This is a genomic window from Dyella sp. Tek66A03 (assembly GCF_052567735.1).
In genome coordinates, this window is record NZ_CP199584.1 from 3,478,983 (window position 1) to 3,499,915 (window position 20,933).

Consider the following 20,933-nt stretch of genomic DNA (forward strand, 5'->3'; position numbering starts at 1 on the left):
TTGAATCGGAACACGGGCGAATCGTCTGCAACCATGGAGCTGCAGACCGACGCCATGCTCCGGACCATGGCGCATCGTGGGCCCAACGGAAACGCGACGTTCTCGAGTCGCGACATCGTCATGGCCGTCAATCGCCTGGCGATCCGTGGGGTTGACCAGCAACAGCCGCCCTTGATCGAGCATCAGGACGGTATCGTCGTTGCCTGCAACGGCGAGATCGACAACCACCGCGAGCTGCGGCACATGCTCGAGCAAAGCGGACACGTCATCCCGCAGAGCACGGATGTTGCCGTCATTGCGCCGCTCTATCTCGAGAAGGGGCTCGACTTTCTCGAGCACTTGCAAGGGGTATTCGCCATCGCCCTGTGGGATGCGCGCAATCAACGGCTCATTCTGGCGAGGGACCGCGCTGGCGAACGTCACCTCTACTACGCGACCTCCGACAATGCGGTGTATTTCGCCTCGGAGCTATCAGCCCTGGTGGCGGCTCAAGGCTCCAGCGCGCAGCTTGATCCCGCCTCGCTGGCCCACTATCTGCGCTCGGGATACTGCCCATCGCCGCGCAGCCTGCTGGAAGATCATCGCAAGGTCCGCCCCGGTGAAATGATCGTCATCGAACCGGCCGGTACGCGATATGTGCGTTACTGGACGTCGCCGATAGGCATCGCCAAGCAGTCCACGCCAAGCAAGGACGCTTTCGACCAGATCTTCCGCCATGCCGTGCAGCGACAGAGTGATATCGATGTCGACTACGGCGTGCTGCTGAGCGGCGGGGTGGACTCTGCCCTGATGACGGCCGTTGCGCGCAGCTTGCGCCCGGACAAGAAACTCTCCGCCTACTGCATCCGATTCGCCGAGGCATCGTTCGACGAGGGCGGCCATGCCGCGCAAATGGCCGCCCATCTCGGTTGCGACTTCGTTCCGGTAACCGTTTCCCCGCACGACATTCCGGACGGCATCCGCCAACTGGTCTCGACGACGGGTGAGCCACTTGCCGATCCGGCCTGGCTGCCGCTGGCACTGGTGACCCGACGCGCCTCCCAGGATGTACGCGTCCTGCTCGCCGGCGAGGGTGCGGATGAGCTATTCGGCGGTTACCCCACTTACCTGGGTGCGCACCTGGCGGGACGCTACGCGCAGCTTCCCGCTGTCCTGCGGTCAGGCATCCGGCGCCTCGTCGAGCGACTCCCGGTCAGCGACAAGAAGGTCACCGTCTCTTTTCTGCTCAAGCGTTTTGTGCGCGGCCAGGAACTCGACGGACTGACCCGCCACCTGCTGTGGACCGCGAGCATCTCACCCGAATGGCTGCGACGCCTTGGCGTCGAGCCACCGGTCGACTTCACCGATCACGACCTTGGCGCCGTGGTCGATGCCCTCCAGGCTTATGACTTCGGACATTCGCTGCCCGATGCCTTGATGGCCAAGGCGGACCGCGGCGGCATGTGTCATGGCGTGGAGATCAGGGCACCATTTCTCGATCAGACGGTGATCGAGTTTGCCGCCACGTTGCCGCTGGAGGCGCGCGTTCACGGCCTCACCACCAAGGTGTTCCTCAAGGACTATGCCCAGCGCTACCTGCCCCGCTCCGTGGTGACCCGGCGCAAGCGAGGCCTTTCCGTGCCCCTGGCGCAATGGCTGCGCGGCCCCTTGTACAACTGGGCGAGGTCACGGCTCGCCAGCCGGGCGCTCGCTGGTGCCGGCATTGTCACCGAAGCCGCACAAGAGCTGATGACGGAACATTGCCTGCGTTCCAACGACCACTCGCGCGCGATCTGGACCCTCATCGTGCTCAGCGAATGGCTGGAGTGGCTTGCGCGTACGCGTGCAACGGCAGGCGACGAGGTACACGTCCCGCCCGAACAACTGCTGATGAGTGTCTGACCACCCGCCCTTCGCTCCGAAAGCGACCAGCAACGCAGGCTCCGTTCATCGGCACACGCTGATGGCGCCCTGTATCCGCAAAACTACGTAGTGCCGGCCGGTACTTTTTCGCTGGTGCTCGGGACTCCACGGGTTTCTACTTTGTAGCGAGGCGTGCTGGCATGCGCGTGCCCGGTCGGCTCGTATCCGACCCAGGCGATTTGCGCATGAAGGCATGCGCCATCCAATAGCGGCCAATGATCCATCGTCAGCTTGCCATGCTCCTTCACCGATCTCTCTCCAGAGGAAGTCAACGCCATGTTCAAGCCAATGAGATTTGCTGCAATCGTCCCTATCCTGCTCATGGTGGTGGCCTCCTCCTCAATCCAGGCAGCTCCGTTTCCCGCTGATCCCCCGTCTTCGTCCAAGGACCAGGCGAAAGACGCGAAACTGAGGAACGACAGTTTTGCAGCGCTAAATTCCCTGTATGCATCGGAGCCAAAGGCCAAGGAGTTCGCCGGTAAATCCAAGGCCATTCTGGTCTTCCCGAACATCCTCAAGGCGGGTTTCATGGTCGGCGGACAAGGCGGCGACGGGGTCTTGATCGAGCGTGGCAAGGTGGTCGGCAAGTTCAACCTGTCGGCGGCATCGTTTGGATTTCAGGCGGGCGCGCAGTCGTTCGCCCAGGTCATGTTTTTCACCACGAACGAAGCGGTCGCCTATCTCGACAAGAGCGATGGCTGGTCCGTGGGCGTGGGACCGAGCATCGTCGTGATGGACCAGGGCATGGCCAAGTCAGCGACGACCCAGACGCTTAGCTCGGATGTGTACGTCTTCATCTTCGGGCAACGCGGGCTTATGGGCGGCGCCGGCGTGCAAGGCCAGAAAATCACCCGGATCGGAAACTAGTCTCCGGGGGGTGATCCGGCGGGAATATTCGCTTCGATCCAGCTGGTGACGAATGCTTCTAGCGCCACGCGCGGCGGAACCTCGATGTCGGCTTCCCGAACGAACGCCGCGGCGGCCTTGATGAACGCCTGCCTCGACAGGCTGGAAGCCTGTCGAGCAGCGGCCTGCCGCTGCCTGAGCTGGACAATGTGTGGAGAGGGTTGACCGGGCTTGGCGAACTTCTGGTAACGACGCAGCTCATCGGCTGCCAGTTCGGTATCGAACGCGGCCTGCAACACCGCCTGCTGCGCCTTTAGCAACTGGATCAGGTGGCCGGCGGCGTTCGTCAGCTCTCCCCTGGCGTCAGACGCCAGGAGTATGCCGCTCAATAGCGGGGACAGCGGCGGATCCGGCAGCGACGGACGGGACTGGCTGAGCTGCTCCAGTTGGCTGAGAAAGTCTGCATGGGGAAAGGGCTTTCGGGTTGCCATGGTGGGCCTGAAGCGGGGAGCGTCAACGGCAAGTCTTTCACAGGCAGGTCACCACGTCGCCAACGGCGTGCTGTCTGGCGGCCTCATGCCCGCCCTGCTGCCGAGGACAGGCTACGCGTCATCGGCCTAGGGCGAGTCGCCGATGCGTGGGGAGGGTCGAGCCCTCCCCAACCACACCGTGCACGTCAGGGATTGTTCGCTCGGGCGGCCAGGTCGCTGGCCGTCATTGGCCCTATCGAGACGGTGTCCGTATGCGAGGCGATGAATTCACGAAACTCCAGGGAAGCCTTCAGGCCGATGGCCAGCCCCTTGGCCTTGGCAGCGTCGTCCTCTTTCCTCTGTTGCGCATCAGTCAAATTAGGGGCGATGGCGATGTAGTCCCAGGAATCGCCCTGAAAGTGCCCGTACCACTGCGCGCGTGGCAGACCAAGCTGCTGATCGATGGCGTCCCGATCGGCCATCCATTTGAGGAACGCCGCGTGCTTGCCAGGCGCAACACGATAGAGCGAAATAACCGCGCGGCCGGGCTCCTTCGCCGCCGCGCCACTCTGTGCCATCACCATCGGAGCGGCCAGGGCGAGGCCGATAAACAGACACCTGCTGATCAAACGATGCATGGAATTCTCCTCGTGAACTCGTGTGCCAGAAGTCCGGGACGAACGACGACCAGGGAGCGCCGGTGTCACTCTCAAGCGGGGCGGGCTACACCAAACGAAGAGATTGCCGCAGCAACGTACACCCGCAGTCAGCCGCTCCGCAACAGCGGAGCCGGGTGGCACGCCCACCAAGGCAAAACAAGTACTAGGGAAAGTCAGTCCGCATGTGGTCGCACGGATCCACCTTCACGAAACGAAGGATCCCGACTCAATGGCAAGCTGCGGTATCGCCGGGGCGCGATCGTCATCGCACCCCGGCTGACCGGGATGGGCCGCTTAATGGGTTTGCTGGCCACTGGGATGGGATACGAAGCGCGGCGGCGTCGACCCGTCGGCGAATTGCCATGCACTGAGATAAGCGAGTTTGAGAATCTTCGCCATCTTCCGATAGTCAATCTTGTCGGCGGTATCGCTGGGATGGTGATAGTCCGGATGGAAGCCGGTGAACCACCAGAATGCCGGCACGTTGTGCAGCACGAACGGAAACTGGTCGGAACGGAAGAACACGTTGAGTGCGTATTCGTGGTCAAAGCGATCGTCCAGCACCAGGCCCACCTGCTCGTTCTGCTTGGCCACGGTGCGCTGGTAGTCGGGACTGTAAGCGGCGCCGATCAGGTTGAGCCGGTTGCTGGTATCGGCGGGCACCTGGATCAAGCCCTCCGTCTGCGGGCTGGGCTTCTCGTCGCGACCGATCATGTCGAAATTGATCATGGCGCGCGTGGTATCCAACGGACGCAGCGGATGCGCTGCGAGATAGTAGGCGCCGAGCAGTCCGCGTTCTTCGGCGGCGAATACCACGAACAGCATCGAGCGTTTCGGCTTGACCGGATTCGCGGCGAAAGCACGGGCCAGGGTCACCACACCGACCGTACCCGAAGCGTTGTCGTCGGCACCGTGCCAGATCTTCCCGCCGCTTTCGCCATCGTGATCGTGATGGGCACTGATGATGATGGTTTCAGGTGCCAGTTTCGGATCGCTACCCTCGATCAAGCCGACCGCGTTCCAGGCCACCGCTGCGCGCCGCGAGCTGTTGTGCAGATGGAGACTGATCGCCGTATCCGGCAGCGCCAGCGAATGCGATTTGAGATCCCTGTCGATGGCATTTTGCAGCGCAGCCGGCGTACTGCCACTGCTCGCCAGCAGCTGGGCGGAGACGTCGGCGGAAATCAACATGCTCGGAATGTGCAGCGGATTGTCGGCCAGCGCCTGGGCCGGGATCGGGTTGGCCGCGTGCTCCGCCTGATGCCCAATGCGCGCACGAACCTCCTGCGCTGAAGGGTGGTTGTGGCTGGGCTCGGGCGCGATCAGGACGGCGACGGCGCCGTGGTCCTGCGCATTGAGCACTTTCACATAGCCGGTGGCGTAGCGGGTATTGCCAGTGCCGTTGAAGATTGACGTGGGGTTGGTTTCCTGCGGCTCGTGGTCGAATACCACGACCACCTTGCCCTTCACGTCGAGGCCGGCGTAGTCGTCGTAGTTGAGTTCCGGCGCGGTGATGCCGTAGCCGGCGAACACCACCGGCGCGTCGACATCGCGGTCTTCGGGAAACGCGCCCGAAACGTCAGGGGCCTTCCACTCGGTGCTTTTACCCTGGCGCTTGAGCGCAAGCCGGGTGGCCTGTGCATCGGGCCGGTATTCGGTCAGCGGCACCGCCTGCAAGTAGCTGGGGTGACCCTGGGCATCGCTGGCAATGGGCTTGAGCCCTGCCTTGGCGAATTCCGAAGCCACCCACTGTGCTGCGACATCGTCACCGGGCTGAAGCGAGAGCCGCCCCTGCAAGGCGTCCGAGGCGAGGAAGCCTATATCGGCGCGCAAGTCGGTCTCGCGAATCTGCGCGAGGCCGGCTTGCTCGCTCGTTGGCGCGGCAGCCAACGCCGTGGCGGAAATGCTCGCGGCAAGCGCGATGGCGAGGAAGGTGCGGGGCATGTTCTCTCCAGGGTACGCGGACGTCCAGATGTCCAGAAAGCGGGTTACCGAGGTTGCCATGCCTGCGCCGCTGGGGCAAACGAGGCCCGGCCGATGCGGCCTTTGCCATAGGTTTCGATGGCCCCACGAGGTATCTTGCGGCTACGTCCATCGATCGTGGGGCGCATCATGTGGAAGCTCGGCATGGCATTGGCGCTGGCAACCACCCTGCTCCTGGCTCACGCCATGGAGCCAGAGCGAACGGTTGTCGGCCATACCGTCAGTTCACAGCAACTGCCCAAGATCAGCATTCGCGTACCGGAAGCGGCCCAATACCTCGGCGCAGACCGGTGGATTCTCGGTGGCTACGATGACTGCGAAATGCATCTTTTCGTGGAGTCGGATCCGAGTCGCGTCGTCAAGCGGCTTTACTGGATACAGTTCGAGGCCTATGTGCCCGAGCGGCCCGAGCTGCACCACGACTATGGAGCCTCACGGCATATCACCGTCGGCGGCATCGATTTCTATCTCGACACATGGGTGGCAGGAAAAAACGAACCCGTGTCGCCGGGCTCCGATTCCGAGCACGAACATGAGCTGATCCGCGCGAGGGGCTACCAGCTGCCAACCGACGGCATGTATGTGCGATTGGTGCACCTGCCCGACTCGCAAAAGCGGCACGAAGTGATGATCATTTATGCAGAGAACCTTGCGCCAACCGGCTACACGGCCGCAGAGCTGAGTAAGCATGGCAGCCAACGCAAGCGTTGGGCAGACATCGAGAAGGCGCTGATCGACCGCGCGACGGCCTCCATCGCCGTTCAACGCCGAGCCGCCACCAGGCTCAGTGCCGCTTGCGTCCCCACGAGCTGCCGATCGGGTGGCTCGCAGAGCCGGCCATTCGCCAACCCGCGGACCGGGCCGGTCGGCGACGGTCAAGCTCGCCATGTGACCGACGGCTCAATGAATACGTATGCAGACGCTGGTTGCTGCATTGCGATGCTTCCTACGATGCGAGCCACGCCTCGCTGCCCGGCCGAATCCCGATCAGGCAGCGCTCCATGGAAGCCGGCCTTTGATATCGCGTAGACGACGGCACGTCGTTGCACCCAACACCCTCGCGCCATGGACAGCGCACCCTCACGTCGACTCTGTGGCACCTGATCATCAACGAAGCAGGATGGAGGCAGACCCGCATGAAGTGCTCGAAGATACTCGCCGCCTTACTGGTATGCGCGAGCCTCGCCATCGCGCCGATGATGCCCGCACACGCGGCCATCAACAGCATGGGCCTTGGCGCCAGTTATAACGCGCAGAAAACCAGCGTTACCTTCCAGGTCTATTCCTCGCAAGCCACGCGCATTGTGCTTTACCTCTATGCGAGCGGTTACGGCGCGCAGGAGTCGACGACCTATGTGCTGAGCCCGACCGGCAACGGGGTTTGGTCCGTAACCGTGCCGGTGTCCGCCATCCAGGCCGCCGGAATCACCGGATCGGTTTACTACGGCTATCGCGCCTGGGGCCCGAATTGGCCGTACAACGCGAGCTGGGGCAAAGGCTCCCAGGCCGGCTTCAGCTCGGATGTCGACGCCAACGGCAATCGCTTCAATCCGAACAAGCTGCTGCTGGATCCTTACGCGCTGGAAGTCAGTCAGGACTCGCTCAACACCTCGAACCAGAACGGCAATGTGTTCGCCTCCGGCGCCAGCTATCGCAATATCGATAGCGGTACCTACGCTCCCAAGGGCATCGTGCTGGCACCCAGTGGACAGAGCACCGGCACCAAGCCGACCCGCGCGCAAAAGGACGACGTCATCTACGAGGTGAACGTGCGCGGCTTCACCAGGCAGGACCCGAGCGTCCCGACCGCGTATCAGGGCACGTATTACGGTGCCGGACTCAAGGCGAGCTATCTGGCCAGCCTTGGCGTCACCGCGGTGGAGTTCCTGCCGGTGCAGGAAACCCAGAATGACGCGAACGACGTGGTCGCCAATTCGGACGCGAAGCAGAATTACTGGGGCTATATGACCGAGGACTACTTCGCCCCCGATCGCCACTACGCGTATAACAAGGCGCCTGGCGGCCCCACGGCGGAGTTCCAGGCGATGGTGCAGGCGTTCCACAATGCCGGCATCAAGGTCTACATGGACGTGGTCTACAACCACACGGCCGAAGGCGGCACCTGGACCAGCAGCGATCCCACCACGGCCACCATCTACTCGTGGCGCGGCCTGGACAATACGACTTACTACGAGCTCACCTCGGGCAACCAGTATTTCTACGACAACACCGGTGTCGGCGCGAATTTCAACACGTACAACACCGTCGCCCAGAACCTGATCGTCGATTCGCTCGCCTATTGGGCGAATACGATGGGCGTCGATGGTTATCGCTTCGATCTCGCCTCGGTGCTGGGCAATAGCTGTTTGAACGGCAGCGCGGTGGCTGGTGCGCCGAATTGCCCGAACGGCGGCTACAACTTCGACGCCGCGGATTCGAAGGTGGCGATCAATCGCATCCTGCGCGAATTCACCGTGCGTCCGGCGGCGGGCGGCAGTGGCCTGGATCTGTTCGCCGAGCCTTGGGCCATTGGCGGTAATTCCTATCAGCTTGGCGGCTTTCCGCAGGGCTGGTCGGAATGGAACGGCGCCTTCCGTGACAGCTTCCGCCAGGCGCAAAACGAACTGGGCAACATGACGATCTCGATCGGCCAGGATGCGACGAACTTCTCCGGCTCGTCCAACCTGTTTCAGGCCAGTGGCCGTTCGCCATGGAACTCGACGAACTTCATCGATGTGCACGACGGCATGACGCTCAATGACGTCTATGCGTGCAACGGCGCCAGCAACGGCCAGGCATGGCCCTACGGCCCCTCCGATGGTGGCACCAGCACGAACTACAGCTGGGACCAGGGCATGTCGGCCGGCACGGGTACGGCGCTCGACCAGCGGCGTGCGGCGCGCACGGGCATGGCCTTCGAAATGCTTTCCGCGGGCACACCGTTGATGCAGGGCGGTGACGAACATCTGCGCACGCTCAAGTGCAACAACAACGCCTACAACCTCGACTCGAGCGCGAACTGGCTCAACTACAGCTGGACCACCGACCAGTCGAATTTCTACAACTTCGCCCAGCGGCTGATCGCGTTCCGCAAGGCACACCCTGCCCTTCGCCCGGCGACCTGGTACAGCACCAGCCAGGTAGTGTGGTATCAACCGAGCGGCGCCGTCGCCACCAGCAGCTACTGGAACAACACCAGCAATTATGCGCTGGCGTACACCATCAACGGGCCGTCGCTTGGCGACAGCAACTCGATGTACATCGCCTATAACGGCTGGTCTGGCAGTGTCACGTTCACGCTGCCGGCACCGCCCTCAGGCACGAGCTGGTATCGCGTCACGGATACATGCAACTGGAATGACGGTTCGAACACCTTCGTCACGCCGGGCAACGAGGCCGTCATCGGCGGTGCCGGCACCACTTATAGTCAGTGCGGCCAGTCCTTGCTGTTGCTGATCTCGAAGTAAGCGGTTCAAGCCGTCATCTCCGCATGGCGGAGATGACGGCGATGTGCGTGACCGGTCGCACCGCTACGCCACACCATTGTGAAGCGCAATATATTGCGCTCGACAGCACATTTGTTGGCCCTTGGTTCGAGGGCTATTCGAAGGCTGCTTTCGCGCCCGTCTCCGCTCCCTGGCGCGACCCGCCGAAAAGCATCCGCCCCTTCCACGCCTTCCGTTCAATCGACGTTGTCTTGCAGCAGCGATAACTGCCTGCGCAACGCCTCGTTTTCGGAGGTCAGCTCGGCAACACGCCGGCGCAGGCTTTCCAACTCGCCCTCCTCGCGCTCCGCGACCGGTTCCAGGGTCACCGGCTCCTTGCTCGGCTTGCGACGCGAATCGCGCACGCGCTTGGCTGCTTGCTTCAACTCGTCGCTGCCGGCTATCGCCGCCGCTCGCTGCTCCTCCTCGGGAAGGCTCGCGACTGCGGCCGCCGCATTGATCGAAAGCGTGCCCGACTTCACCGCTGCCACCACCTCGGGCGCGGCCTGCTTCCGGATCTTCTCGATCAGCACCACCTGGCTGTTGCTCAGGCGCGCCTCACGGGCGATCGCCTGACGGCTCGGCAACGGCACGGACGGTGCCGCCGTAGCGGTGGATGCGTCCGGGGCTGCTCCCTCAACTGGGCCTGACGCTTCTTCGGCAGCCAGTTTCGCCGACGCTTCCGTTTCCTGCATGCGCGCCCTGCGCTCCGCCAAGATCTCCCGCTTGCGCAACGCCAGCACACCGCGCTGAAAGTCGGAAACGCTGCGGCGCCCGAGGTGCTGCTCGATCATCCACAAATGCACGTCGTCCAGGGACCGAAACCGCGTGTTCTGCGCCGTATGGAATGGCAGGTCGTGCTGGCGGCAAATGCCATAACGGTTATGTCCATCCACCAGGATGTCGCCCCATAGCACCAGCGCATCGCGGCAGCCTTCGGCAAGCAGGCTTCGCTCCAACGCCTCGTGCTCGTCCGGCGTCAGCGGGTCGATATAGGCCTTAAGTTCTTCGTTGACAACGATATCCATGGATACGATCTGGACTAGCGAAAAGGGGCGGGCATTGTAGAGAAGCCGGATGAGGATTGCTGCTACGATCTTCGTCCTGGCAACCTTCCACAGGCCTTGCCCTAGGCAAGCCCATAGCTAGAGGCACGCCCATGAACCGTCCGCCACTCCCTCCGTTCACGCTCGAAACCGCCACGCAGAAAGTGCGCCTCGCGGAAGATGCATGGAACACCCGCAATCCATCGCAGGTGGCGCAGGCGTATACACCGGACAGCCACTGGCGCAACCGCAACCAGTTCCTGCAAGGCCGCGAAAACATCGAAGCCTTCCTCACGCTCAAGTGGCAACGCGAGCTCGACTATCGCCTCATCAAGGAGCTTTGGGCGTTCCGCGAAAACCGCATTGCCGTTCGCTTCGCCTATGAGTGGCACGACGACAGCGGGCAGTGGTATCGCAGCTACGGCAACGAGAACTGGGAATTCGAACCCTCGGGACTCATGAGTCGACGCATCGCCAGCATCAACGACGCCCCCATCGCGGACGACGCGAGGAAATACCACTGGCCGCACGGGCGCCGTCCCGACGATCATCCATCGCTGTCGGACCTGGGTTTCTAGAATGCCGTGCCGAAAGGCCCGGACGTCTTGCGCAACAGACTCTGCTAACTTGCGATCTTTCCACCCCGGGGGATCTCATGTTGCCGCGCCTACGTCTTGCCGTCGCCCTTGCACTTGCCATCGCCTCGTTCGCCGCTGACGTCGCCGCGGACGACACCACGCCAGCGCACACACCGTCCACGAAAGAACTGCTGGCCAAGTCGAAGCCGCAAGAGTGGCGCGCGCCCGATCCCCAGAACCTGCTGGTGATGCAGCTGCCGCAAGGCAAGGTGGTGATCGAGCTGGCGCCGGATTTCACGCCGCTGCATGTGGCCAATATCCGCACCATGGCGCACGAGCATTACTACGACCAGCTCGCCATTGTTCGCGTGCACGACAATTTCGTCACCCAATGGGGCGATCCGGCCACGGACGACAACGGCGACAAGAGCAAGCTCAAGTCGATGGGCTCGGCCAAGCCCACGTTGCCGCCCGAATACACGCGCAGCATCGATGCCAGGCTGCCCTTCACCGCCCTGCCCGACGGCGATGTGTATGCGCCGGAAGTGGGTTTCTCCGAAGGCTTCCCAGTGGCGCGCAACAAGGCGACCGGACAGGAGTGGCTTACCCACTGCTACGGCATGGTGGGCGTGGGACGCGACAACGATCCGCAGAGTGGCAGCGGTAGCGAACTGTATGCCGTGATCGGCCACGCACCGCGTGGACTGGACCGCAACCTCGCGGTGGTCGGGCGTGTGCTGCAAGGGATGGAGTATTTGTCCGGCCTGCCGCGTGGCACTGGCCCGCTGGGTTTCTACGAGCAGCCGTCGCAGCACGTGACGATCAGCTCGGCCCGACTGATGTCCGACGTGCCTGCAGCGCAACGCAGCAAGCTCGAAGTACTGCGTACGGACAGCCCCACCTTCGCCGCGCTGGTCGAGGCCAAGCGCAATCGCCACGACGACTTCTACCAGTTCCCGGCGGGCAAGGTCGACCTGTGCAGCATCAGCATCCCGGTGCGCGAGGCCAGCGCGTCGCGTTGACGAGGGTGAATACCGCCTAAGCGCCACGAGCCCATAACGACGCCTTCTTCATACCTCCATCGCCACGATGCGAGCAGAGAATCAAGGCCGTGCTCAAGCATGGCGGGAGTGCGGGATGCGGCGTGGCTGGAAGGTGCTGTCCTGGATCGTCGGCGTGCTGTTGGCGCTCATTGTCGTGCTGCTCGTTGTGATTGCCACGTTTGACTGGAATCGGCTCAAGCCCACCATCAACGCGCAGGTCAGCCAGGCCATCGGACGCCCCTTTGCGATCCATGGCGATCTGAGCGTGCACTGGCGGCGCGATACCGAGGAAGGCGGTTTGGCCGCGCTGGTGCCATGGCCACAGTTCGTGGCCCAGAACATCACCATTGCCAACCCTGCCTGGGCGAAGCAATCGAACTTCGCCCAGTTCGATGCGCTGCGCTTCCGCGTGGCGCCGCTGCCGTTGATCGTGCATCGCATCGATATCCCGGTCGTGTTCCTGACCCGGCCGACCATCGACCTTGAGCGCGATGCGCAAGGGCGGGCCAGCTGGGATATCAACCTTGCATCCGCCGCAGCGCCGTCGGCGTGGAGACTGAACCTGCATGCCGTCGGCTTCGATCGCGGACACATCAGCCTGGACGATGCCATCAACAAGGCCGAGTTGCAGATCGCCGTGGAACCGCTCCAACGGGCGATCCCGTACGATGAGATCGTCGCGCAACAGTCAGCTGACGCTCGCGAGCAGGCCAGCAAGAAGCTAGGCGAGGCGACCCGCAAGGAGCTCGCCAAAGCCGCCACTGACAGCACCGCGCAGCCTATCCACACACAGGCTACCTATCAGTTCGCCTGGCAGGCGAATGGGCACTACCAGGGCGCGCCTGCGCAAGGCAGCGGCAAGACGGGCGCCGTGCTGGCGTTGGAGCAGACCGATCAGCCATTTCCCGTCCAGGCCGACATGCACATTGGCGACAACCACATCGCCCTGGTCGGCACCCTCACCGATCCGCTACACCTGGCCGGGCTGGACGTACGCCTGTGGTTCTCCGGCAGCAGCATGGCCAAGCTTTATCCGCTAACCGGCGTGACCCTGCCCGACACGCCACCGTATGCCACCGAAGGGCATTTGAGTGCGCGCCTGCAGCGCGGCGACAGTCATTTTTCCTACGAGAATTTCCGCGGCAGGGTTGGCGGCAGTGATATCGCCGGCAGCGTGGTGTTCGACACCGGCGGTGCGCGTCCCAAGCTCAGCGGCCAGATGACTTCGCAACTGGTGCGGCTGGTCGACCTGGCGCCGCTGATCGGCGCGGACTCCAATACCGAGAAGCAGCAGCGCGGCGACGCGACCTTGCAACCCACCGACAAGGTGTTGCCGGTCGAACCGTTCCGCACCGATCGTTGGCAGGCCATGGACGCCGACCTGACCTTTAGCGCAGCGCGCATCGCACGCGAGGCCGCGCTTCCCCTCGATGCGGTGTCGACGCATATCGTGATGGATGACGGTGTGATGCATCTGGACCCGCTCGCCTTCGACCTGGCCGGGGGTAAGGTCAATGGCGACGTGCGCCTGGACGGCAGCAAGGCCCCCATGCGCGGCGTCATCAAACTCAACGCACGCCATCTCAAGCTCAAGCAACTATTCCCGACGTTCGAGCCTATGCACACCAGCCTGGGCGAGATCAATGGTGACACGGCGCTGGACGCGCGCGGCAATTCCATTAGCGAACTGCTCGGCACGGCCACGGGTGAAGTCAAACTGCTGATGAACGATGGCGCGATCAGCAAGACGCTGCTGGAAACCGCGGGCCTCAACGTGGGCAATATCGTCATCGGCAAGCTGTTCGGCGACAAGACGGTAAAGATCAACTGTGCCGCCTCCGATCTCACTGCCGTCAACGGCCTGTTCCAGACACGCTTGTTCGTCTTCGATACCGAGGACGCCGTGATCAAGATCGACGGAACCATCAATTTCGCCAATGAACACCTCGACCTTGATGTACGGCCGGACTCAAGAGGGATGCGCATTTTTTCATTGCGCTCACCGCTGTATGTCAAAGGCACCCTAAAGAACCCTGACGTGGGCGTACAGCCGGGACCGCTGATTCTGCGCGGCGGCGGCGCCGTGGCTTTGGGCGTGCTCGCGACGCCCGTGGCCGCGCTGCTGGCCTTGGTGGCTACCAGCGAACAAGACGAACCCAATACCTGCGCCACCGTCCTGAAGCAAATGCGCGGACCGTCCAAGAGCCAGCCGGTACCTGCCGCGCCAATACCGAAGGCTGCCACTTCGCAGTGACGAGGCATGCCAGACAGGCCCTGCTCCCGTCGGCACCAGCGCGACCGCTAGAATGCGACGTCCCCTCCCTGCCGGCACCGATGCATGCAACCCGTTACCAAGGCCCGCTGGCAGATTCATTTCTGCGTCCTGTTGTGGGGCTTCACGGCCATTCTCGGCAAATTGATTACCTTGCCTGCATTACCCTTGGTGTGGTGGCGCATGCTGTTGGTGGTGGCGGCGCTGTTCCTGTTTCCGAGCGTTTGGCGCGGCCTGAAGGCGATGCCAGCCAGGCTACGCTGGGCCTACGCCGGCATTGGTGTGCTGGTGTCCCTGCATTGGTTGACGTTCTACGCCGCGATCAAACTCGCGAACGCGTCGGTGGCAGCCACGTGCATTGCGCTGGGGCCGGTCTTTCTCTCCCTGGTCGAACCGTGGATCGCACGCCGCAAGTTCGATCCACGCGAGTTGCTGATCGGTATCGCGGTCGTGCCCGGCGTGGCGATGGTGGTGGGCGGCGTTCCCGTGGCGATGCGCCTGGGTATCGCCGTTGGCGCGGTGTCGGCGCTGCTGGTGGCGCTGTTCGGCTCGTTCAATAAGCGACTGGTGGAGCATGGCGACCCGCTTACGGTGACCTGCATCGAGCTGGGTACGGGTACGGTATTCCTCACCTTGCTGGCACCGTTGCTGCCGCACGTAGGCCCCGCCTTCGTGCTGCCAGGCCTGCATGACGCAAGCTTGCTGGTGCTGCTATCGTTCGGCTGCACCCTGCTGCCGTTCGCGCTGGCGCTGGTCGCTCTACGCCATATGAGTGCCTTCGGCACCCAGATGGTGACCAACCTCGAACCCGTTTACGCCATCCTGCTGGCCATCGTCCTGCTCGGTGAGCAGCGCCAACTGGACAGCTGGTTCTACGCGGGCGTCGCCGTGATCCTGGCGGCCGTCTTCGTCTATCCGCTGCTCAGTCGCCAGCAGGCTGCACCGTCGCAGCCCGAGCTGTTGGGCACGTCGGAAAGCCACAGCATCGTCGAATAGGCGCCCCAAGCGCGCGCAAGTGCGGCTAAAGTACGCCGGAACGAGCGTACCGGTTCTTCGACCTTGGCGGGGTGGCTAGGATGAGGCTCAGTAGCGTGCCGTCGGTCTTCAGGGTCGAGTGGTTTCTGGTCCTGAGCGTGGCCACTTGCGTGGTATTCCTCATTTTCGGCGACCGGCCGCTGGGAAGGCTGGATCAACCGCTGCAGCTCGGCCTTGCCTTCGCCTGGTTGTTCTTCGTCATCCTCGGTGCGGCCCTGGCGGTCGTGCGTCATGCAGACCAGCTCGGTGAGCGGCTGGGCGAGCCCTATGGCACGCTGATCCTGACGCTGTCGATCACCTCCATCGAGGTCATCAGCATCACCGCCATCATGTTGCATGGCGAGAACAACCCGACGCTCGCACGCGACACCCTGTTCGCCGTCACCATGATCATCCTCAACGGCATGGTCGGATTGTCCTTGCTGATCGGCGGATGGCGGCACCGTGAGCAACACTACAACCTGCAGGGCGCCAACGCCTACCTGGGCGTAGTGATTCCGCTCGGCGTGCTGGCCCTGGTCTTGCCGAACTTTACCGTGACCACGGCGGGGCCGAGCCTGTCCTTCGCGCAGGAGGCGTTCATCGCGATCATCTCCGTGGGTCTGTATGTCGCCTTCCTGGCCTTGCAGACGAGGCGGCACCGCGCGTACTTCGCAGGCTCTGCGCAAGGCGAAGACCAGCACTCGGTCGATGATCACGGGTCGCCCACGCGACTGCTGGCGCATGTCGTGCTGCTCGTGGTCTACATGGCCCAGGTCGTGTTTCTCGCCGAGAAGCTGGCGCAACCGGTGGATTACGTCGTTGAAACCATGAAGTGGCCAGCAGCCTTCGCCGGCCTGACCATGGCGGTCCTGGTAGCGACTCCCGAAGCGATCGGTGCGGTACGCGCGGCCCGCGCCAATCACATGCAGCGCTCGGTGAATATTTTCCTGGGCTCGGTGCTGTCGACGATCGGGCTCACCATTCCGCTGATCCTGTTGATCAGCCATGTGACCCAGCATCCCATCGTGCTTGGGCTCGAGCACACCGACCTGCTGCTTTTCATGCTGACGCTCGCCTTGTGCCTGGTGACCTTTTCGAGCGGTCACACCAACGTCTTGCAGGGTGCCGTGCACTTGATGCTGTTCGTGGCGTATCTGTTTTTCATCTTCCAGGGATAGCTGTTGCGGATTGAGATCGACTTCGTTCGCCATGACCACCTCACAGGCGACTCAAACTCTCCAGTCAAATCCCTCTGATGCATTTATCGATGGCGCTGGCGAGCATTTCACGGACCAGCCGTCATCCTCTTCAGCCACATGAATTTCCATTCCCCGGAGAGCACGTTCCATGAAGATTGTCCTGTTCGGCGCCACCGGCCACGTCGGCCATGCCATCCTCGATGAAGCCCTCTCGCGTGGCCACCAGGTAACGGCCATCGCGCGCGATCCGTCGCGCCTGTCGGCCAGCCATGCACACATCAAGGTCGTTACCGGCGACGCGACACGTCCGGCAAGCTGGCAGGACGCGGTAGGTGGCGCCGATGTTGTCATCGCCAGCCTCTCCGCGCGTCGTGACGGCACCCACGACAGCATTCCCGCCACCGCCACGACGCTGCTGGACAACCTGCCGCAAACGGGCGTGAAGCGTCTCGTGTGGGTGGGCGGCGCCGGCTCGCTGGAAACCGCGCCAGGTGTTCGCGTCGTCGACGATCCACATTTTCCTGATGCGTGGAAAGCCGAAGCCCTTGTCCAGGCCAAAGCATTGGATGTGTTTCGCACCAGTACGTCCAAGGTTGAATGGACGTATATCAGTCCAGCGGCCTTGCTCGAAGACGGGGCGCGCACGGGCAGGTACCGCGTGGGCGGTGACCAGCTGCTGGTCGATGCCGACGGCAAGAGCCACATCAGCCTGCCCGACTTTGCGGCTGCCCTGCTGGATCGCGTGGAAAAGAACGACGCGCGGTGCCAGCGGATTACGTTCGCCTACTGATCCTGCATGGCGGACGGCCGGATGCCGTCCGCCATTTCGCATACCGCCTAATTAGTGCGAACCATGATCGTCGTGATCATGGTCATCGCCGTCGTGGCTCGCATTTCCCTCATGCTGGTCCTGCGCACCTGCCTCGTCATGATGGTGGTGCTCGTGACCGCCATGACCGTTATTGACAGGCACACCTGCCATCGTCTCGAACGTGGCCTCATCCAAGGTCGGCAGCTTGCGCACGAAGGCCACCATGTCCCAGATCGCCGCGTCATCGTGGCTAAGTCCCCAGGCCGGCATGGCGGTGAGCTTGACGCCGTGCTTGATTACCCAGAACGCCTCGGCCGCATCGTGCACGCCGTGCTTCGATAGATCCGGCGGCTGCGGGTAAAGACCCGTGCGAAGCTCGGTTTCACGCATCCCCGGTGTCAGATGGCAGGCCGCGCACATTTCCGCATAGTGCTCCGCGCCGCGACGAATACGCTGCGGATCTTCGAGATCGGGAACGGTGATGCCACGGGCCTGACGTTCGATGGAACGATCACGCAAAGACGAAATGGCCTGCTCCGTCAGCGCCCAGTGCGGGCGATCTGCTCCGATTTCATAAACGCCTGACCAGACAAAGACGGCCGAAGTCGCCGCCAGTAAAACCAGCGTCAACAGCAGCATGGTGAATATTCTCATGATCGATCTCCTTAGAACCAAAGCCTGATGCCGGCCAGCCACGTCGTTTCGCGCGCGGGCAGGACCGTGTCGCCCGTGGCACCGGCCGGTGTTCCGAAACGGCGCGCCCAGTTGATGCCGATATACGGCGCGAATTTCCTGCTGAACTCGTAGCGCAGGCGCAAGCCCGCTTCGAGATCGGACAGGCCTGATGAAATGCCGCGTTGCGGATCGTCCCTGCCATAGACATTCAGCTCCAGCTTCGGCGACAGGATCAAACGCTGGGTAAAGCGCAAGTCGTAGTTGGCCTCGAAGCGTGCCGCCGTGCGCCCCTGCTCACCGACATAGAACGTCGCCTGCGTTTCGAACCAGTACGGCGCCAGCCCCTGCACGCCAAACGCTGCCCATTGCCGGTTCGGCCCTTGCCCGAAATCCTGACGCACGCCCACCTGCCAGTCCCAGAAGCTCGTCCACGCGTGGCTCCACAGGACGTCGAGGCGACCATCCTGGGTTCCTGCGCTGTCCCGTTCGCCTTCCGTCTTGACCCATAGGCGGTCGATCCCGTTGCCCCACCAGGCTTCGGCCTCCCAGCTGTTGGCGTAGTCGCCATTCGTGCTGCGACTGCGCTCAAGGCGATCGAATAGCAGCATGCCCAGGGGCGGCGACGGATTCATATCCATCGACTCCGTCATTTCCGCGGGCGTCATGGCATGCACGGTGTCCTGTGGTGGCGGCGGTGGCACATGATCGTTCGGCGGCAGCGCGTCCTGCACCATCGGCTGCGAGGCCGCCACATGAGCCGCATGTGGATCATCGTGAGCGGCGCCTTGATGCTCCTGCGTGGACATCGACATGCCGGGCATATCCGCCATGTTCATGCTTTGTCCCCAGGCCGACATGGGAGAGGCCGCCAGCAGTGTCAGGGCGGCCGAAAGTAGGTTGAGCCTGCTCATGCCACGACCACCTCGCGGGACATGCCCGCCATGTGGAACAGCAGATGACAGTGGTAGGCCCAGCGTCCCTGGGCGTCGGCGCTCACCCGGTAGCTGACGCGCTGCGCCGGCTGTACGACGACGGTGTGCTTGCGCGCCTGAAACTCGCCTTCCGGCGATTCAAGCTCGCTCCACATGCCATGCAGGTGGATGGGATGGGCCATCATGGTGTCGTTCACCAGCACGAAGCGCACATGCTCGCCATGACGCAACCGCAACGGCCCGGCCTCCGAGGCTGGCTTGCCGTCGAACGACCAACGGTAGCGTTCCATATTGCCGGTCAAACGCAAGCTGATCTCACGATCCACACGTGGCGATATCGGTGCATCCACGGCATGCAAATCGGCATAGGTCAGCACGCGGCGACCGTTGCCACGCAAGCCTACGCCCGGGTCGTCAAGATTGCTGCGCGGCGTGGCAACGCGCATATCCACTTCCGGCCCTGTTTTCAGAGGCGCCGGAGCATGCTCGGGTGCCATCGACGTCATCGGCATACCCGGCATGCTCATATCCATGCCCGCCATGTCGTGCGTCATGCTTCCATGCCCCATCTCGCCATGGCTCATCGCACCCATCATGTCGCCCGTGCTGAGCAGCGGACGCGGATCGAGTGGTGGAATGGCGGCCATCATCCCGGCACGTGGCGCCAGGGTGGCACGTGCGTAGCCGGAGCGATCCATGCTTTGCGCGAAGATGGCCCAGGCGCGATCCGCCGTGGGCTCCACGATGACATCGTAGGTCTCGCCGGCGCCGATGCGGAATTCATCCACGTTCACCGGCTCGATCGCCTGACCGTCCGCGGCAACGACCCTCATCTTCAGCCCGGGCATGCGCACATCGAAGAACGTCATCGATGCACCATTGATAAAACGCAGACGTACTTTGTCGCCCGCATCGAACAGGCCCGTCCAGTTGCCCGCCGGCGTTTGGCCATTGAGCAGATAGGTGTACGTGGCGCCCGAGACATCGGCCAGATCGGTGGGATCCATGCGCATGCGATTCCACATCTGCCGCTGCGCCAGCGCCTGAGTCATACCGTCGCGCCCTACATCACGCACGAAGTCGCCGACGGTCGCCTTGCCTTGGTTGTAATAGCCGCTCTGCTTCCTGAGGTTGGCGTAGACCGTTTCCGGGTTGGTGTCCGTCCAATCGCTCAGCAGCACCGTGTAGTCACGCTGCACCGGATGGTGCTCGCCGTCCCGTGGCTCGATCACGATGGGACCGTACAGCCCGGTCTGTTCCTGAAAACCCGCATGGCTGTGATACCAGTAGGTGCCGGACTGATTGACGGTGAACCGGTAAACGTACTCGCCACCCGGCGGAATGCCGCCAAAGCTCAGGCCCGGCACGCCGTCCATATCGGCCGGCAACACGATGCCGTGCCAATGGATGGAACTGGCGACCGAGAGACGATTACGCACGCGTATGCTCACCGTTTCGCCTTGCCGCCAGCGCAGCAGCGGCGCAGGCAACTGACCATTCACGACGGTCGCCGTGCGTCGACGGCCGGTGAAATCGACGGGCAGCTGGGCGATCTCGAGTTCGAAATGATTGCCGCGCAATTCGGTACGGGGCGCGACGGCCTGGGCCAGCGCCTTGCCACGCCGGAGGCCAAGCCCTGCCACTACCCCACCCAGGGCCAAGCCCTGTACGAAACGCCGACGCGGCAGCTGGATGCTGCGCGGTTCTAGCTTTTCCATTGAAAAACTCCGTCATTCGTACCCGCATGGCGGGCGCATCGAATCGGCCGGACAGTCGGCCCTAAGCAGCGTACGGAGATTCAGGCGAGCGGTGGTCGCAAGGGAGGTTCGTAGACTGGCTGCGGCGCTGTCTCGCGACTTGCCACCCATCCCGTGTTTTGCGGTAAGGCATGCGACAGTCCCTGCGCAAGGGAGCACGGCACACTGGCGGCCGCATGCGCGCAAGCACAATCGGGCGTTGCCGCTGCGGTATGCCCGGGCGAGTGGTCTTGCATATCCATCGCATGCGACATCGTC

17 protein-coding genes are annotated in these 20,933 nt (G+C 63.0%); 10 read left to right on the top strand and 7 right to left on the bottom strand.

Translation table 11 applies throughout. The features are described from left to right. Positions 1 to 1,881 carry an asparagine synthase (glutamine-hydrolyzing) gene (gene asnB, locus ACT01B_RS15460; RefSeq protein WP_445144123.1) on the top strand — a complete coding sequence of 627 codons (1,881 nt, stop codon included), beginning with the start codon at positions 1 to 3 and terminating at the stop codon, positions 1,879 to 1,881. Positions 1,882 to 2,178: 297 nt separating this feature from the next. Further along, positions 2,179 to 2,769, top strand: coding sequence for a lipid-binding SYLF domain-containing protein (locus ACT01B_RS15465; protein WP_445144124.1), 591 nt, complete (start codon positions 2,179 to 2,181; stop codon positions 2,767 to 2,769). Here the strand turns inward: ACT01B_RS15465 and ACT01B_RS15470 are convergent. The 3 genes from ACT01B_RS15470 to ACT01B_RS15480 all read right to left on the bottom strand — a co-directional run bounded on the left by ACT01B_RS15470 (position 2,766) and on the right by ACT01B_RS15480 (position 5,821). Next, positions 2,766 to 3,239, bottom strand: coding sequence for a hypothetical protein (locus tag ACT01B_RS15470; RefSeq protein WP_445144125.1), 474 nt, complete (start codon positions 3,237 to 3,239; stop codon positions 2,766 to 2,768). The two genes, ACT01B_RS15465 and ACT01B_RS15470, sit on opposite strands and share 4 nt — an antisense overlap. Positions 3,240 to 3,424: 185 nt before the next feature. After that, complete coding sequence (locus ACT01B_RS15475; RefSeq protein ID WP_445144126.1) at positions 3,425 to 3,856, bottom strand: hypothetical protein; 432 nt, start codon at positions 3,854 to 3,856, stop codon at positions 3,425 to 3,427. A 315-nt stretch (positions 3,857 to 4,171) separates the two neighbouring features. Continuing rightward, positions 4,172 to 5,821 (bottom strand): M20/M25/M40 family metallo-hydrolase, encoded by a 1,650-nt coding sequence (locus ACT01B_RS15480; RefSeq protein ID WP_445144127.1) that lies wholly within the window; start codon positions 5,819 to 5,821, stop codon positions 4,172 to 4,174. 135 nt (positions 5,822 to 5,956) lie between these two features. Here ACT01B_RS15480 and ACT01B_RS15485 point away from each other — a divergent pair, with 135 nt between their 5' ends. Then, positions 5,957 to 6,889: a hypothetical protein gene (locus ACT01B_RS15485; protein WP_445144128.1), complete on the top strand. Its 933-nt coding sequence runs from the start codon at positions 5,957 to 5,959 to the stop codon at positions 6,887 to 6,889. A 107-nt stretch (positions 6,890 to 6,996) separates the two neighbouring features. Further along, on the top strand, positions 6,997 to 9,327 hold the full coding sequence (locus tag ACT01B_RS15490; protein WP_445144129.1) for an alpha-amylase family glycosyl hydrolase: 2,331 nt from the start codon (positions 6,997 to 6,999) through the stop codon (positions 9,325 to 9,327). 215 nt (positions 9,328 to 9,542) lie between these two features. Here the strand turns inward: ACT01B_RS15490 and ACT01B_RS15495 are convergent, their stop codons facing one another. Further along, positions 9,543 to 10,373, bottom strand: coding sequence for a plasmid replication/partition related protein (locus ACT01B_RS15495; protein WP_445144130.1), 831 nt, complete (start codon positions 10,371 to 10,373; stop codon positions 9,543 to 9,545). A gap of 131 nt (positions 10,374 to 10,504) precedes the next feature. Between ACT01B_RS15495 and ACT01B_RS15500 the strand changes: the two genes are divergently transcribed. The 6 genes from ACT01B_RS15500 to ACT01B_RS15525 all read left to right on the top strand — a co-directional run bounded on the left by ACT01B_RS15500 (position 10,505) and on the right by ACT01B_RS15525 (position 17,290). After that, positions 10,505 to 10,969 carry a nuclear transport factor 2 family protein gene (locus ACT01B_RS15500; RefSeq protein WP_445144131.1) on the top strand — a complete coding sequence of 155 codons (465 nt, stop codon included), beginning with the start codon at positions 10,505 to 10,507 and terminating at the stop codon, positions 10,967 to 10,969. Between the two features lie 77 nt (positions 10,970 to 11,046). Beyond that, entirely contained in the window at positions 11,047 to 11,991 is a 945-nt protein-coding gene (locus ACT01B_RS15505) for a peptidylprolyl isomerase (protein ID WP_445144132.1), read from the top strand. 115 nt (positions 11,992 to 12,106) lie between these two features. Next, positions 12,107 to 14,266, top strand: coding sequence for an AsmA family protein (locus ACT01B_RS15510; RefSeq protein ID WP_445144133.1), 2,160 nt, complete (start codon positions 12,107 to 12,109; stop codon positions 14,264 to 14,266). An 84-nt stretch (positions 14,267 to 14,350) separates the two neighbouring features. Then, on the top strand, positions 14,351 to 15,280 hold the full coding sequence (locus tag ACT01B_RS15515; protein WP_445144134.1) for a DMT family transporter: 930 nt from the start codon (positions 14,351 to 14,353) through the stop codon (positions 15,278 to 15,280). 80 nt (positions 15,281 to 15,360) lie between these two features. Then, positions 15,361 to 16,479: a calcium:proton antiporter gene (locus tag ACT01B_RS15520; protein ID WP_445144135.1), complete on the top strand. Its 1,119-nt coding sequence runs from the start codon at positions 15,361 to 15,363 to the stop codon at positions 16,477 to 16,479. A gap of 169 nt (positions 16,480 to 16,648) precedes the next feature. Beyond that, on the top strand, positions 16,649 to 17,290 hold the full coding sequence (locus ACT01B_RS15525; RefSeq protein ID WP_445144136.1) for an NAD(P)-dependent oxidoreductase: 642 nt from the start codon (positions 16,649 to 16,651) through the stop codon (positions 17,288 to 17,290). Between the two features lie 51 nt (positions 17,291 to 17,341). Here ACT01B_RS15525 and ACT01B_RS15530 read toward each other — a convergent pair whose 3' ends face one another. From ACT01B_RS15530 to ACT01B_RS15540, 3 genes are read right to left on the bottom strand one after another with little or no spacing between them, the layout of a single operon-like run. Beyond that, complete coding sequence (locus tag ACT01B_RS15530; RefSeq protein ID WP_445144137.1) at positions 17,342 to 17,950, bottom strand: c-type cytochrome; 609 nt, start codon at positions 17,948 to 17,950, stop codon at positions 17,342 to 17,344. A gap of 26 nt (positions 17,951 to 17,976) precedes the next feature. Then, complete coding sequence (locus tag ACT01B_RS15535; RefSeq protein WP_445144138.1) at positions 17,977 to 18,897, bottom strand: copper resistance protein B; 921 nt, start codon at positions 18,895 to 18,897, stop codon at positions 17,977 to 17,979. Next, on the bottom strand, positions 18,894 to 20,636 hold the full coding sequence (locus tag ACT01B_RS15540; RefSeq protein WP_445144139.1) for a copper resistance system multicopper oxidase: 1,743 nt from the start codon (positions 20,634 to 20,636) through the stop codon (positions 18,894 to 18,896). Before ACT01B_RS15540 ends, ACT01B_RS15535 begins: the two co-directional genes overlap by 4 nt. Positions 20,637 to 20,933: the final 297 nt, after the last annotated feature.